The 14,051-nt window shown below is 72.5% G+C and carries 12 protein-coding genes and 1 riboswitch; of the genes, 11 read left to right on the forward strand and 1 reads right to left on the reverse strand.

From position 1 onward, the window contains the following. Positions 1-88 precede the first annotated feature (88 nt). Positions 89-1,198, reverse strand: a complete 1,110-nt coding sequence (locus tag ACGFIO_RS42770; protein ID WP_392836649.1) for a glycosyltransferase — start codon at positions 1,196-1,198, stop codon at positions 89-91. 53 nt (positions 1,199-1,251) lie between these two features. Here ACGFIO_RS42770 and ACGFIO_RS42775 point away from each other — a divergent pair, with 53 nt between their 5' ends. The 11 genes from ACGFIO_RS42775 to ACGFIO_RS42825 all read left to right on the forward strand — a co-directional run bounded on the left by ACGFIO_RS42775 (position 1,252) and on the right by ACGFIO_RS42825 (position 13,868). Next, entirely contained in the window at positions 1,252-1,560 is a 309-nt protein-coding gene (locus ACGFIO_RS42775; RefSeq protein ID WP_392836651.1) for an ArsR/SmtB family transcription factor, read from the forward strand. An 8-nt stretch (positions 1,561-1,568) separates the two neighbouring features. Further along, positions 1,569-2,135, forward strand: coding sequence for an SRPBCC domain-containing protein (locus ACGFIO_RS42780; protein WP_392836653.1), 567 nt, complete (start codon positions 1,569-1,571; stop codon positions 2,133-2,135). Between the two features lie 145 nt (positions 2,136-2,280). After that, positions 2,281-3,825, forward strand: a complete 1,545-nt coding sequence (locus ACGFIO_RS42785; RefSeq protein WP_392836655.1) for a gluconokinase — start codon at positions 2,281-2,283, stop codon at positions 3,823-3,825. Between the two features lie 385 nt (positions 3,826-4,210). After that, a riboswitch (cobalamin riboswitch) is annotated at positions 4,211-4,285 on the forward strand. A gap of 55 nt (positions 4,286-4,340) precedes the next feature. Beyond that, on the forward strand, positions 4,341-6,371 hold the full coding sequence (locus ACGFIO_RS42790; RefSeq protein ID WP_392836657.1) for a VWA domain-containing protein: 2,031 nt from the start codon (positions 4,341-4,343) through the stop codon (positions 6,369-6,371). Next, a complete protein-coding gene (gene cobO / locus ACGFIO_RS42795) occupies positions 6,371-6,958 on the forward strand; it encodes a cob(I)yrinic acid a,c-diamide adenosyltransferase (protein WP_392836659.1) in 588 nt (195 codons plus the stop codon). The genes ACGFIO_RS42790 and cobO overlap by 1 nt, the downstream gene beginning before the upstream one ends. Further along, positions 6,952-8,307: a cobyrinate a,c-diamide synthase gene (locus tag ACGFIO_RS42800; protein ID WP_392836662.1), complete on the forward strand. Its 1,356-nt coding sequence runs from the start codon at positions 6,952-6,954 to the stop codon at positions 8,305-8,307. The genes cobO and ACGFIO_RS42800 overlap by 7 nt, the downstream gene beginning before the upstream one ends. 10 nt (positions 8,308-8,317) lie before the next feature. Continuing rightward, positions 8,318-9,100: an SDR family NAD(P)-dependent oxidoreductase gene (locus ACGFIO_RS42805; protein WP_392836664.1), complete on the forward strand. Its 783-nt coding sequence runs from the start codon at positions 8,318-8,320 to the stop codon at positions 9,098-9,100. A gap of 63 nt (positions 9,101-9,163) precedes the next feature. Beyond that, positions 9,164-10,735: an MFS transporter gene (locus tag ACGFIO_RS42810; RefSeq protein WP_392836667.1), complete on the forward strand. Its 1,572-nt coding sequence runs from the start codon at positions 9,164-9,166 to the stop codon at positions 10,733-10,735. 204 nt (positions 10,736-10,939) lie between these two features. Next, a complete protein-coding gene (locus tag ACGFIO_RS42815) occupies positions 10,940-12,190 on the forward strand; it encodes an ABC transporter substrate-binding protein (RefSeq protein WP_392836669.1) in 1,251 nt (416 codons plus the stop codon). Beyond that, positions 12,187-13,059, forward strand: a complete 873-nt coding sequence (locus ACGFIO_RS42820; protein ID WP_392836671.1) for a carbohydrate ABC transporter permease — start codon at positions 12,187-12,189, stop codon at positions 13,057-13,059. Before ACGFIO_RS42815 ends, ACGFIO_RS42820 begins: the two co-directional genes overlap by 4 nt. Continuing rightward, the gene (locus ACGFIO_RS42825) at positions 13,056-13,868 is read left to right on the forward strand and encodes a carbohydrate ABC transporter permease (RefSeq protein ID WP_392836673.1); all 813 of its coding nucleotides are present in this window, start codon (positions 13,056-13,058) and stop codon (positions 13,866-13,868) included. The genes ACGFIO_RS42820 and ACGFIO_RS42825 overlap by 4 nt, the downstream gene beginning before the upstream one ends. Positions 13,869-14,051 lie beyond the last annotated feature (183 nt).

The raw sequence follows: 14,051 nt of genomic DNA on the forward strand, positions 1-14,051 counted from the left end.
CAAGCAATGCCGATCCGTGGCCACCCGCTACGACAAGACCAGCAGCTCGTTCCAGGCCACCGTCACCATCGCTGCGCTGCTGCAGTGGCTATGACCCTTTGGCGACGCGCCCTAGGGCGTGGACCCGGGCGGCCCAGAAGGGCTGGTCGGCCAGGACCGGGACCGGGACGGCGGGTACGCCGGCTCGGAGGGCGGCGGCGGTGGTGCCCGCGCCGGCGTGGTGGACGACCGCGGCCATGCGGGGAAACAGCCAGTCGTGCGGGGCCTCGCCGATGGTGAGGATGTCGTCGCCGGACAGGTTCAGGTCGGCCCAGCCGGCCTGGACCACGGCTCGTACGCCGGCCTTGTGCACCGCCCGTTGGACGATGGGGGCCAGGCGGGTGCCCTGGGCGGGGGCCATGCTGCCGAAGCCGATGAAGACGGGAGGCGGGCCGGCGTCCAGGAAAGCCCGCAACTCTGGCGGCGGCGTCCAGGACTCGGGGGAATGGGGCCACCAGTAGCCGGTGATCTCCAGTTGGGGGCGCCAGTCGCTCGGGCGCGGAACCACGGCGGGGCTGGAGCCGTGGAACGTCGGATAGCGGCCGCCGTCCTGCCAGGCTCGCAGCTCGCCGATGGACTCGTGCGGCAGGCCGAGGCGGTGGCGCAGGTCTTGCACGGGTTTGGCGTAGAGGGACTGGCTCAGTCGGTTCGCGGTCCAGGTGATCGCGTAGTTGCCGTGGCGGCCGATCGAGCGGCCGCCGAGCAGGACCGAGCCGAAGTCGCCGGTGGGGGAGATGGGCTGGAGGAAGGCGCCGGCCCACGGGATGCCCCGCGCCTCGGCGACCTGATAGCCCAGCGGTGCCACCACAGTGGAGAGCAACATCACGTCGGGCTCGGTTTCGTCGGCCGCCGCCGCGATGCCGTCGCCGAGCTGGTCGATCAGGGGACGCGCGATCTGCAGCAGGCGGGCCAGCGCACGCGGCCCCGTACCCGACGATCTGCCGTCTTGGCCACGCGCCTGCGGGAGAATCTCACGCAGGTCTCCCGGCACGGCCTTGAAGGGCAGCCCGGCCTCGGCGAACGCGGCCGCGAACGGCGCGTGCGACGCCACCGTCACCTCATGGCCGGCATCGCGGATCCGGGCCCCGAGGCCCGTGTAAGGGGCCACGTCGCCCATCGAACCCGAGGTCACGATCAGCACCCGCACGATCACCATCATTGCACTCCCTCCATGCCTTGACAGTTATATAACTCCTCTGGCATGTTTGCCACATGGCGCTGGACACACTGGCCGTGCTGGCCGAACCGACACGCCGACGCATCTGCGACACGCTGCGGATGCGCGAGTGTGGCGTGGCTGAGCTCGTGGCGACCCTGCGGATGAGTCAGCCGGCGGTGTCCAAGCATCTGAAGGTGCTGCGGGATGCGGGCGTGGTCAGCTCGCGACCCGTGGCGCAGCAACGCATCTACCGGCTCGAGCCGGGCCCCTTCCAGGAGCTCGACGCGTGGCTGGGCCCGTACCGCGAGCTCTGGAGCCAGAGCCTCGACAAGCTCGAACGTCACCTCGACAGCAACCCCTGAGGAGCGAAATGTCAGAGATCAACCCCGGTGTGGCGTACGGCGCGACGGCGACCACCGGCGACGACGGCTGGACCTTGATCATGGTGCGCGAGCTGCGACACAGACCCGAGCGGGTCTGGACCGCGCTCGTCGACCCCGTCGAGATCGATCAGTGGGCGCCGTTCGCCGCCTCCGCGCCGCTCGACGCGACCGGCGAGACCACGCTGACCATGATCGACGGCGACACGAAGGTCGACCTGCCGGCGTTCATCCGGGTCGCCGACGAGCCGCGCCTGCTCGAGTACTCCTGGGGGCTCGATCTGCTGCGCTGGGAGCTGGAACCGATCGAGACGGGCACCCGGCTGACGCTGCGGCACCATTCGCCCGAACGCGGCCTCGAGGCGATGGTCGCGGCCGGCTGGCACCTCTGCCTGATGGTCTGCGACCAGCTGATCGGTGGGTACGCGGTGGGGGTCATCCGCGGCGTGGAGGCCAAGGATCACGGCTGGGATGGACTGCGCGACGGGTACGCCAAGCTGTTCAGCCAGTTGAACCGGAGCGATCCCGGCGACGTGCCGGTGTCGGGAGGGGCGTGATTCCGGCCGCCGGCGGAGGGCCGGACTGCTGACCGGTGACCGCGCACGGCCAAGGATCTCGTGCGAGAGAGGGGTGATGATCGGGACCGTGTTTTCCGGAGGCGCGTGCGAGGCGGGTGGGCCCGTGGCCGCTTAGTGTCTTGGCATGGACGTCGTGATCGGGATCGACAGCGGCACGACCGCGACCAAAGGCGTCGCCGCCGGGCTCGACGGGGAGTTGCGGGCGCATGCCAGCGTGCACTATCCGCTGCTGGTGCCGGGGCCGGGGCGGGCCGAGCTCGACCCTGACCGGGTGCGCGACGCGGCCGTCGAGGCTCTGATCGACGTGGCCGGGCAGTGCCGGGACGGCGGTCACCGGGTGGTTGGGGTCAGCCTGAGCTCGTTCCTGCACGCGCTCGTTCCGATGGACGCTGTGGGCAAGCCGCTCGGGCCGTTGGTCACCTGGGCCGACGGACGGGCCGGTGGGCAGAGCGAGGCGATCGCGGCGCGGGGGCTGGCCGCGAAGCTGCTCGCCCGCACCGGCACGCCGGTGCACCCGATGGCGCCGCTGTCCAAGCTGGCCTGGTGGGGCGCCACCGAGCCGGAGACCCTGAGGGACACGCCACGGTGGGGCGGTGGCAAGGAGCTGATCCTGTCGGGGCTCGCCGATGAGGCGTATCTGCTGGATCTGTCGCTTGCTTCGGCGACGGGGCTCTACGACATTCATGCGCGGCGGTGGGATGCGGAGGCCATGGAGATCGCCGGCGTGCGGGAAGACCAGCTCGCCGAGGTCGTGCCGACGACGCGGCGGCTGCGGTTGCGCGCCGAGGTGGCTTCGGCGGCCGGGCTGCCGGCGGACACTCCGCTGATCATCGGGGCGGGGGACGGGCCGCTGGCCAACCTGGGTGTCGGTGCTACGCCGGCGGGGGTGGCGGCCGTGTCGCTGGGCACGAGCGGGGCGATGCGTACGGTCGTGGACCGGCCCAGCGCCGACGAGGCGGGGCGGCTGTTCTGCTATGCGCTGACCGAGGACCGGTGGGTGCTGGGCGGGGCGGTCAACAACGCCGGGTCGGTGGTGCGGTGGGCCGGGCAGGCGTTCGCGGGCGGCTTCGCGCGGCCGGCCGCCGAAGGGGAGAACGCCGACGAGATCGACGCCGCGCTGCTGATCGAGGCCCAGTCGGCGCCGGCCGGTAGCGAGGGGCTGCTGTGCCTGCCGTACCTGCTCGGTGAGCGTGCGCCCTGGTGGCGGTCGGGGATGCGGGGCGCCTACCTCGGGCTGGGGCGCGAGCACGGCCGTCCGCATCTGGTCCGGGCCGCCGTCGAGGGGGTTTGCCAGCAGCTCGCGCTGGTGCGGGACTCGTTCGACGCGGCCGGGATCCAGGTGACCGAGGTACGCGCGACCGGCGGTGCCGTCGCCTCGGAACTGTGGGTGGCCGTGCTGGCCGCCGCCCTCGACCTGCCCGTGGCCGTCGCTGACACGCCCGAGGGTACCGGGCTGGGGGCGTGCCTGCTCGGCTGGCACGCGCTCGGCGAACTGCCCGACCTCGACCACGCGGCCGCGCTGGTGGACATCGGCGAGCCGGCCCGGCCCGATCGGGCTAACGCCGACCTCTACCGCCACCAGCGACCGCTGATCGAGAAGGCGGCCCAGTTCGTCGCCGAGCTGTCGCAGTCGCTGTCGTCCCCGCATTCCGTGGCGCCGCGCGCCTGAGGAGAGCGCGTCGCGAGTCTGGGGTGATGGCGTCGCGCGTCTGAGGAGTGCGTCGCGTCCGTAGGTGTGCCGCGCCCCGGGCTGAGGCTGTGGTCCCGGAGGGCCTGCGGCTCCGGGCTGGGGCTTGTGGTCCCCGAGGCTTGTGGTCCCCGAGGCTTGTGGTCCCCGAGGCTTGTGGTCCCCGAGGCCTGCGGCCCCGGGCTGAGATCACGTCGTGGACGGTGCCCGACGCGGAGTGGTGGTGGGCCGGGCGGCAGGACCCTGTGCGGAGGGCAGGCTTCGAAGGGAGCGGCGAGCGGGCCGGGGAGGCGGGGGTGGCGACGACGTCAGCGTCACATTGACGTTGTTGTGGTCGGTCGGGTTGAGTGGCGGGCGAGCGGTAGCGGAGGAACCCGGTGCGAGTCCGGGGCGGTCCCGCCACTGTGACCGGGCCGTTGACGGTCCGGGAGTCAGGAGACTCCGGCCGCTCGAACGACCGTCGTGCGGGCGCGGACCCGTGCAGAAGGGAAGTGCCAGTGCAACCCCCGTACCCGTTCTCGGCCGTTGTCGGCCTCGACGACCTGCGCCTGGCGCTCCTGCTCACCGCCGTCTCGCCGGCGGTCGGCGGGGTTCTGGTGCGCGGCGAGAAAGGCACGGCCAAGAGCACGGTGGTGCGTGCGCTGGCCGGCCTGCTGCCCGAGGTCGAGGTGGTGCGTGGATGCCGCTTCGCGTGTGATCCGGGTACGCCCGACGCCGACTGCCCGGACGGCCCCCATGACGCCGGCGCGCCGCACGGGCCGCGGCCCGCCACGCTCGTCGAGCTGCCGGTCGGTGCCACCGAGGACCGGGTTGTGGGCACCCTCGACCTGCAGCGTGCGCTGGCCGACGGGACCAAGGCGTTCGAGCCGGGGCTGCTGGCCGCCGCGCATCGGGGCGCCCTCTACGTCGACGAGGTCAACCTGCTCCCGGACCACCTGGTCGACCTGCTGCTGGACGCCGCCGCGATGGGCCGGGCCCACGTCGAACGCGACGGGGTGTCGGTCAAGCACGCCGCCCGGTTCCTGCTCGTCGGCACCATGAACCCGGAGGAGGGCGAGCCCCGCCCGCAGCTCGTCGACCGGTTCGGGCTGGTCGTCACCGTGTCCGCGCCGCGTGATGCGCGGCAGCGGGCCGAGGTGGTGCGGCGGCGGCTGGCGTACGAGGCGGATCCGTCCGGGTTCGCCGACCGGTTCGCGGCGGCCGACGCCGAGCTGGCCACCCGGATCGCGGCGGCCCGCGCGGCGGCGTCCTCGGTGGTGCTGCCGGACGCCGAACTCGACCGGATCGCGAAGATCTGTCTGGCGTACGGCGTGGACGGCATGCGCGCCGACATCGTCGTGGCGCGGTGCGCGGTGGCGATGGCCGCCTGGCACGGACGCGCCGTGGTGACCACCGACGACGTACGCGAGGCGGCCCGGCTGGCCCTTCCCCACCGCCGCCGCAAGGATCCGCTCGACCCGCCCGGCTCCGACGAGCAACGCCTCGAGGACGCCCTGAACGCCGCCGCCGAGGACGACGAGGATCCCGACCCGCCGACCGGCGGCGACGGTCCCGGCGGCGACCCGCAGGATGGCCCCGACGGTGCCGGCGGCAACCCGCAGGACGGTCGCGACGGTCCCGGCAACCCGCAGGACGGTCGCGACGGTGCCGGCGGCAACCCGCAGGACGGCGGCCCGCAGAAAGGTCCCGACGGCCCGGACGGAACGCCAGCCGGCCGGCAGGAGCAGCAGGACCAGGCGCGGGGGCCGGAGCAGGGAGACGAGAAGCCGCAGCCGGCCGGGGGAGTCGCCGCGGCCGGCCCGGCCTACCGCCCGAGGACGCTGCGCATCGCCGACCGTGGCGCCGGCGGGCACTCGGGGCGACGTTCGCCCGCGTTCACCCGCCGCGGCCGCGTCGCCGGGTCGCGGGTGCCGCACGGCCGCATGTCCGGCGCCCCGCACCTACCGGCCACGTTGCGGGCCGCGATCCACCGCGGTTCCCGTACGGTCGAGCCGGCCGACCTCCGCGAGTCGGTGCACGTGGGCCGCGAGGCGAACCTGGTCCTGTTCGTGGTCGACGCGTCCGGCTCGATGGCCGCCCGCAAGCGCATGACCGTGGTCAAGACCGCCGTCCTGTCGTTGCTGCGCGACGCCTACCATCGGCGCGACCGGGTCGGCATGATCACGTTCCGGGGCAAGGCGGCCGAGCAGGTGCTGCCGCCGACCTCCAGCCACGAGGTGGGCGTGATGCGGCTGGCGGCGTTGCGCACGGGTGGGCGTACCCCCTTGGCCGCTGGTTTGCGAACGGCCGCGACCACCATCGACACCGAACGTCGCCGCGACCCCCGCCGACGCCCGCTCTTGATCGTGGTGACCGACGGGCGCGCCACCTCGGGGCCGGACCCGGCGACAGTGGCCCCGGCCCTGTCCGGCGTGGCCGCCATCGTCGTCGACTGCGAATCCGGGCCGGTCCGGCTGGGGCTGGCCCGGCGCCTCGCGGCCACCCTGAACGCCGACCTGGTCCCGCTCGACGCCCTCGAGGTGGCCTGATGCCGCAGGGAAGGGTGGAGGCCGTCCCCGATGACGGGCTGACCACGCGGCAGCGGCGGCGCCAGGCGGTGTTCGCCGTGCACACGGGGCACGGCAAGGGAAAGTCGACGGCCGCGTTCGGGATGGCGTTGCGGGCCTGGAGCGCGGGCTGGGACATCGGCGTTTTCCAGTTTGTCAAAAGTCCGAAGTGGCGGGTCGGCGAGGAGACCGCGCTCAAAGCGTTGGGGGAGCGGATCACCTGGCACAAGATGGGTGAGGGCTGGTCGTGGATTCAGCGGCCGGGCTCCGAACGCGACCACGCCGCCGAGGCGGCCGAGGGCTGGGCGCAGATCAAGCGGGATCTGGCCGCCGAGACGCATTCGTTCTACGTGCTGGACGAGTTCACGTACCCGATGAAGTGGGGTTGGGTCGACGTGGCCGACGTGGTGGCGACGCTGGGCGCGCGGCCGGGTACGCAACACGTGGTGATCACCGGGCGGGACGCGCACCCGGACCTGATCGCGGCGGCCGACCTGGTGACCGAGATGACCAAGGTCAAGCATCCGATGGACGCCGGCCGTAAGGGTCAGCGGGGCATCGAGTGGTGACCGTTCCGCGCGTGGTCGTCGCGGCGCCGGCATCGGGGCACGGCAAGACGACAGTGGCGACGGGGCTGCTCGCCGCGTTCCGGGGCAGGGGCCTGCGGGTGGCGCCGTTCAAGGTCGGGCCGGACTACATCGACCCGGGCTACCACGCCCTCGCCGCCGGCCGCCCGGGCCGCAATCTCGACCCGGTGATGGTCGGCGAGAACCTGATCGGGCCGCTGTTCGCGCACGGTGCGGACGGCGCCGACGTCGCCGTCGTCGAGGGCGTGATGGGCCTGTACGACGGCCGCACCGGCGCCGGCGAGACCGGCTCGACCGCGCAGGTCGCGGGGCTGCTGGACGCGCCGGTCGTGCTGGTTGTCGACGCCGCGGCGCAGGGGCGCTCGGTGGCGGCGCTGGTGCACGGTTTCCGCAGCTTCGGCAACGCGCGCATCGCCGGTGTGATCCTCAACCGGGTCGGCTCCGACCGCCACGAGACGATCCTGCGCGACGCCTGCGAGGAGGTCGGCACGCCGGTCCTGGGTGCGTTGCGCCGGGCCGACGCGGTGGCCGCGCCGTCCCGCCACCTGGGGCTGGTGCCGGCGGCCGAGCGGCGGGCGGAGGCGCTGGCCTCGGTGTCGGCGCTGGCCCAGCTGATCTCCACGTCGGTGGACGTGGAGGCGGTCCTGCGGGTCGCCCGCTCGGCCGCCCCGCTCGCGGTCGAGCCGTGGAGCCCGGTGGCGATCGAGAGAGACGAACAGAAGCCGCGACCGGTGGTGGCGATCGCCGGTGGCCCCGCCTTCACGTTCGCCTACGCCGAGACGGCCGAGCTGCTGGCCGGCGCCGGCGCCGAGGTGGTCACCGTCGATCCGCTGCGGGACGAGGCGCTGCCGGAGGGTACGGCCGCGCTGGTCGTCGGCGGCGGCTTTCCCGAGGTGTACGCGGCCGAGCTGTCCGCCAACGAGCCCCTGCGCGCCGCCGTCGCGGGGCTGGCCGGCCCGATCGTGGCCGAATGCGCCGGCCTGCTCTGGCTCTGCCGCACCCTGGACGGGGCCCCGATGTGCGGCGTGCTCGACGCCGACGCCGCGATGACCCCCACCCTGACCCTGGGCTACCGGGACGCGGTGGCGCTGGGGGACAGCCCGCTGGCGCCGGCCGGCACCCGGGTGACCGGTCACGAGTTTCACCGCACGACCGTCCATCCACGTTCGGGTCTGCTGCTCTCCCCGGCCGGCGACGCGGCCTGGGCGTGGCGTGGCGCCGATCCGGAGGGTTTCGCCACCGCGCGGCTGCACGCCTCCTACCTGCACCTGCACTGGGCCGGCGAGCCGCGGATCGCGACCCGTCTGGTCGAAGCGGCCTGCCTGGGGTAAGCCTGAGGTCATGCGTTTGGATCTCGGCGGGAAAACCGCACTGGTGACCGGCTCCACGCAAGGCATCGGGCGGGCCATCGCGGCCGGCCTGGCCGCCGCGGGGGCCCGGGTCGGCGTCAACGGGCGGTCACCGGAGTCGGTCGGCCGGGCGGTGAAGGAGCTCGGCGACGGCGACTTCGTGGCCGTGCCGGCCGACGTCGCCACCGAGGCCGGTGCGGCGCGCGTGCTCGAGCTGCTGCCGGACGTCGACATTCTGATCAACAACCTGGGTGTGTACGGGCCGCAGCCGGCCCTGGAGATCACCGACGACGAATGGCGACGATACTTCGAGGTCAACGTGCTGTCGGCGATCCGGCTGACCCGGGCCTACCTGCCGGGGATGCGGGAGCGGGGCTGGGGCCGGGTGCAATACATCGCCAGCGACTCGGCCGTCGTGGTGCCGGCCGAGATGATCCACTATGGGATGACGAAGACGGCGCTGCTGGCCGTCGCGCGTGGTTTCGCCAAGGAGGCGGCCGGCTCGGGGGTGACTGTGAACAGTGTGATCGCCGGGCCCACGCACACCGGTGGGGTCGAGGACTTCGTCTATTCGCTGGTCGACAAAGATCTGCCGTGGGACGAGGCGCAGCGCGAGTTCATGCGCCGGCACCGCCCGCAGTCGCTGCTCCAGCGCCTGATCGAGCCCGGGGAGATCGCCAACATGGTGGTCTATCTGGCGTCGCCGCTGGCTTCGGCCACGACCGGCGGCGCGGTACGGGTCGACGGCGGTTATGTCGACGCCATCCTCCCGTGACCTGAGGGCGCTCCGTCCGTTGGTCGTTGTGGGCGACGTGTAGGCGTCCGGAAAGGGGGAGGCATGCGGAAGCTGGTGATCGCCACGCTCGCGTTGGGGCTCAACCTGCGCGCCTCGATCCTGATCGGACCGCACCTGCACGACCGTTTCGGCGCCGGCCCGGGCCGGTACGCCCTCCTGGTCGCCGTGCCGGTGCTGGTCGCCGCCTTGGTCCGGTTGCCGGTGGGCGTGCTCACCGACCGGTTCGGCGCTCACCGGACGCTGCCCGCGATCAGCCTGCTGTCGGCGGCCGCGGTGGCCGTCATGGGCCTGGCCGGCTCGCTTCCGGCGGTCGTGGCGGCCGGGGCGGCGGCCGGTGTCGCCGGGGCCTCGTTCGTGGCTGGCTCCGCCCTCCTCACGCGCACCCTGCCGTACGGCCAGCGCGGCCGTGGTCTGGGCCTGTTCGGTCTCGGCGTGGTCGTCGCCGTCGCGGTCTCGGCCGCGTCCTGGCGGTTCGACCCGGAGGGCCGCCGGGCCGCCCTGGCGCTGGCCGTCCTGCTGGTCGCCGTGGCCGGTGTGGCCGCGGCGATGCTCCGCGATCCGGTGCCTCCGGAGCAGCGGGACAACGTGGTCCGGCGGTGCGCGGCGATGGCCCGGCTGGCCTGGTCCTCGTCGTTGTCCCTGCTCTATCTGCTCGCGCTGGGCGGCATCGTGTCGATCGCGGTGTATCTGCCGGTGTTCCTGTCCACGGTGGCCGGGTTCGGCTGGTTTCCCGCGGTGGTCGTCACCGGGGTGGTGGCCATCGTGGCGTCGGTGGCCCGGTTGGCCGGCGGCTGGTGCGCCGATCACTGGCCGACGGCCCGGCTGGTGGTGGTCTGCTACGGCGTGGCCGCGGCTCTGTGCCTGGCCGGCGTGGCGGCGGCGCGGACCGTCATGCTGGTGCCGGTGATCGCGCTGATCGCGGTGTGCGACGGCATCGCCAGCGGCACCCTGCTGGCCCTGATCGGCAAGGCCGCGCCGGCCCGGGACGCGGGTGCGGTGATGGGCGTGACGGGTTCGGTGGGGGCGCTGGGGGCGCTGGTGCCGCCGGCGTTGCTGGCCGGTGCGGCTGGTCTGACCCATTCGTACGCCGGGGCCTGGTTGCTGCTCGCCGCCCTGCTCCTGGCGGCGGCGGTGTACGTGGCCGGGCGTGGTCTCTCCGTGGGCCTGGGGCTGCCGGTGCGGTCGGATCCGGAGCCGGGCCCGACGGCGATGACGATCGCCGTGGTGGGGGAGACGGACACCCGCTGGGGCGGCGCGGCGGTGGTGGCGCGGCTGGCCGAGCTGGCCGCCAACGACGAGCTGGTCGTGGTCTACGGCGCTGACGGGCTGCGGACCCGGGTCAGCGGCCGCGTCATGGCCAACGGGTTGCGTGACCGGCTGCCCCGGCACCGGGTGGTGGCCGTCCCGGTCGGCCGGGACGTCGCCGACCTGGGCCGGGAGGCGCTGGTGCTGGGCGAGTTCGTGGACGCGGGCATGCTGGCCATCGCGGTCACACCGGCGGCGGAGATGCGTAGCGTGGCGGCCGACCTGTCGATCTACCTGCAGGCCGACCGGGTCCTGGAGGTGTCGTTCAGCCGGGCCGAGGGAGCCCGGCTGACGCCGGCTCGGAAATAGTCCGAATTTGCATCCACCGTCGACGGCCGGCCGCACGTTCGTAAATGTCGCCCCTGTTCGACGCGCCTGAACCGGGCACCGCATGTTCGTAAGTCAGGCTTTGTAACAAGTCGTGACCTTGACCCCCGCGCCCGTCCTGAGCACAGTGTCGCCTCACCGATAAAAGGACTATTTACGAACCTGGTTCGTAGACGGGTGGTTGGGGTGTACCTCCGGAAGTGGGTCGCCGTCGTGCTCGCCGCCTCCCTGGTCGCGGGCTGCGGTCAGAGCGGCGGCGGCGAGGACGACAAAGCGGGCGGCGAGCTGGTCTTCGCGAACTGGCAGTGGCTCGAGCCGGGCCGGGGCGAGCAACTGTGGAAGGCGGTGAACGGCTACACCGCGACCGACGCGTCGGTGACCCTGAAGCAGCAGTCGGTGGCGCGCAAGGACTACGAGAGCACGCTGAAGACGCAGATCGGCGCGCGCGGCGGCCCGGACATCCTGATCATCCCGGACACGTTCCTGCCCGAACTGGCCGACGCGGGCGCGCTCGAACCCCTCGACGACGTGCTCGACGACGCCGGCAAGCAGGCGCTGAACAAGACCAGCGAGGCCGGCAAGGTCGACGGCAAGCAGCTGGGCTACGCGTGGGAGATCGTCAACTACGCGCTGTTCTGGAACAAGAAGCTGCTCGCCGACGCCAAGGTGCAGCCGCCGACCGACATGGCCGGCCTGATCACCGCGGCCAAGGCCATCAAAGACAAGACCGGCAACCCCGGATTCGCCGTACGCCACCAGATCAACGAGGAAACGCCCTGGTGGATCGACTTCTCCAACTGGACCTACGGGTTCGGCGGCGCGTGGTCGAAGGACGGCAAGCTGACCATCAACAGCCCCGAGAACATCGCGGCGGTCTCCGCGTTCCGTGACATGTACAAAAGCGGCGCCATGGCCGTCGGCGACGACGCGTCGACGTTCCGGTCCAAGTTCAAGGCCGGCAAGGTCGGCATGATGATCGACAACAGCTCGGCCCTGTCCACCATGGTCGCCGACAACAAGGTCGTTCCCAGCACCGGCGTCGGCGCCAGCAAGCTGCCGTTCCCGGCCCCCGCGAGCAGCCAGGCCGGCTTCTTCGTCGGCATCAACAAGTTCGCCAAGCACAAGGCAGCGGCCAAGAAGTGGCTGAAGTGGTACTACGGCCCCGAGGCGCAGAAGGCGGCCGCCGGAGCGCTGGGCGCCAGCGTGATCGGCACCGACGTCAAGCCCTCGGCCGAGTTCGTCACCGCCAACCCGTGGGTGCCGACCTTCCAGGCCCAGGCCGCGACCTCGGCCGACGCGGTCGTCGACGGCTTCGAGACGAAGACCCCGCAGATCCGCCACGCGGTCCTCACCGAGGTGGAGAAGGTCCTGGTCGACGGCGACGATCCCGCCGCCGCCCTGGGCCGCGCCCAGCAGGAGGCGGAGAAGCTGAAGTGAGGTCCCACCGCCTCGCCCCCTACATCTTCGCCGCCGCGGCCGCCCTGTACCTGCTCGTCTTCACGGCCGGTCCGCTGCTGAACGGGCTGTGGCTCTCCTTCACCGACGCGAAGTTGCTCGACCCGACCGGCGGCGAGTGGATCGGCGCGGGCAACTACGCCGATCTGGTCGCCGACTCCCGGTTCGCCGGCACCCTCGGGGTCACCCTGATCTACGCGGGGGCCACGGTGGCCGGGGCGCTGCTGCTCGGCACGGCCGCCGCGGTCCTGCTGGACAAGGCGTTCCGCGGGCGGACCGCGCTGCGGGCGCTGCTCACCCTGCCGTGGGCGGCGCCGACGGTCGCGGTGGCGCTGATCTTTGTGTGGATCTTCAACAACGACAACGGTGTGCTCAACCACGCGTCGGCCGCGGCCGGGCTGGGGCGGCACGGCTGGCTGACCGCGTACGCCCTGGCCACCGTCACGGCCGTCTCGGTCTGGAAGGTGTTCCCGTTCGTGCTCCTGGTCGTGCTGGCCGCGCTGCAGTCCGTGCCCAAGGAACTGGTCGAGAGCGCACGGGTCGACGGCGCCGGCCCGGCCCGGATCTTCCGCAGCGTCACCTGGCCGTTCCTGGTCCCGACGCTGCGGGTGGTCGCGCTGCTGATGACCATCTGGTCGTTCCGGCGCTTCGAGATCATCTGGCTGCTCACCCAGGGCGGCCCGGTCGACCGCACCACCACCCTGGTCATCGACGTCTACCGGCAGGCGTTCCTCGACTCCGACCTGGGCCGCTCGGCCGCCACCGGAGCCGTCGGCCTGATCCTGTCGGCCATCGCGACGGTGGCGTACGCCCTGGCCGAACGCCGTGCCGCCGGAAAGGACCTGGCGTGAGAATCCGGTTCATCGTGCTCGCCGTCCTCGCCGCGGTGGCGGGCTTCCCGCTTTACTGGATGCTGGTCACCGCGACCCGCACCCAGGAGGAACTGTTCGACGGCAGCATCCACTGGCTGCCCGACGTGACCCGGCTCGGCCACGTCTTCACGTCCGCCATCGACGGCGCGCCGATGCTGCGCTGGCTCGGCAACAGCGCCTTCGTCGCGGCCGGGACGACGATCCTCAGCCTGGCGCTGGCCGTGCTGGCCGCGTACGCCCTGTCCCGCTTCTCGTTCCGCGGCCGCGGCGTCTTCGGTTTCGCGCTGTTCGCCACCCAGATGTTGCCCGAGGCGCTGATCGTGGTCCCGCTCTACGCGATCTTCCTGACCCTCGGGCTGCTCAACAACCTGTGGGGCCTGGTGCTGGGCAACACGGCGTTCGCGATGCCGGTCGCGGTCTGGATCATCAAGACCGCGATGGACGGCGTGCCGCGCGAGATCGAGGAGGCGGCCGCCATCGACGGCTGCTCCCGCTACGCGATGCTGCGCCGCATCGTCCTGCCCCTGGTCGCCCCGTCCCTGGCCGCGGCGGCCGTGCTGGCCTTCTTCGACAGCTGGAACGAATATCTGTTCGCCACCACGTTCATGGTCGACGAGGAGAAGTGGCCCGCCTCCAAGGGCATCGCGTCCTTCGTCGGCGAGTTCGTCACCCCCCTGCCCACGGTCATGTCCGCCGCGGTCGTCTTCACCATCCCCGCGGTCGTCTTCTTCCTCCTCGTCCAGCGCCACATCGTCGCCGGCCTGACCGCGGGAGCAGTCAAAGGCTGAAAATCAGATGGGTACGCCCACCCATCCCCACCGTGGCCCACACGCAGGCTGGTCGCCCGGTCACCCTCCCTGCCCCACCGCCGGGTCGTCCCGGCCGGTCCAGCCACAGTGGTAGCCCAGGGCGGTATCCGGCCCCTCGATACCGCCCTGCGCTACCACTGTCCGACCTCCCCGCCCCTACCA

Source organism: Actinoplanes sp. NPDC049265, from assembly GCF_043197135.1.
GTDB lineage: Bacteria > Actinomycetota > Actinomycetes > Mycobacteriales > Micromonosporaceae > Actinoplanes.

Coding starts and splice junctions, on each gene's coding strand:
- ACGFIO_RS42770 (WP_392836649.1), bottom strand. CDS start 1,198: ATGATGGTGATCGTGCGGGTGCTGATCGTGACCTCGGGTTCGATGGGC.
- ACGFIO_RS42775 (WP_392836651.1), top strand. CDS start 1,252: ATGGCGCTGGACACACTGGCCGTGCTGGCCGAACCGACACGCCGACGC.
- ACGFIO_RS42780 (WP_392836653.1), top strand. CDS start 1,569: ATGTCAGAGATCAACCCCGGTGTGGCGTACGGCGCGACGGCGACCACC.
- ACGFIO_RS42785 (WP_392836655.1), top strand. CDS start 2,281: ATGGACGTCGTGATCGGGATCGACAGCGGCACGACCGCGACCAAAGGC.
- cobO (WP_392836659.1), top strand. CDS start 6,371: ATGCCGCAGGGAAGGGTGGAGGCCGTCCCCGATGACGGGCTGACCACG.
- ACGFIO_RS42805 (WP_392836664.1), top strand. CDS start 8,318: ATGCGTTTGGATCTCGGCGGGAAAACCGCACTGGTGACCGGCTCCACG.
- ACGFIO_RS42810 (WP_392836667.1), top strand. CDS start 9,164: ATGCGGAAGCTGGTGATCGCCACGCTCGCGTTGGGGCTCAACCTGCGC.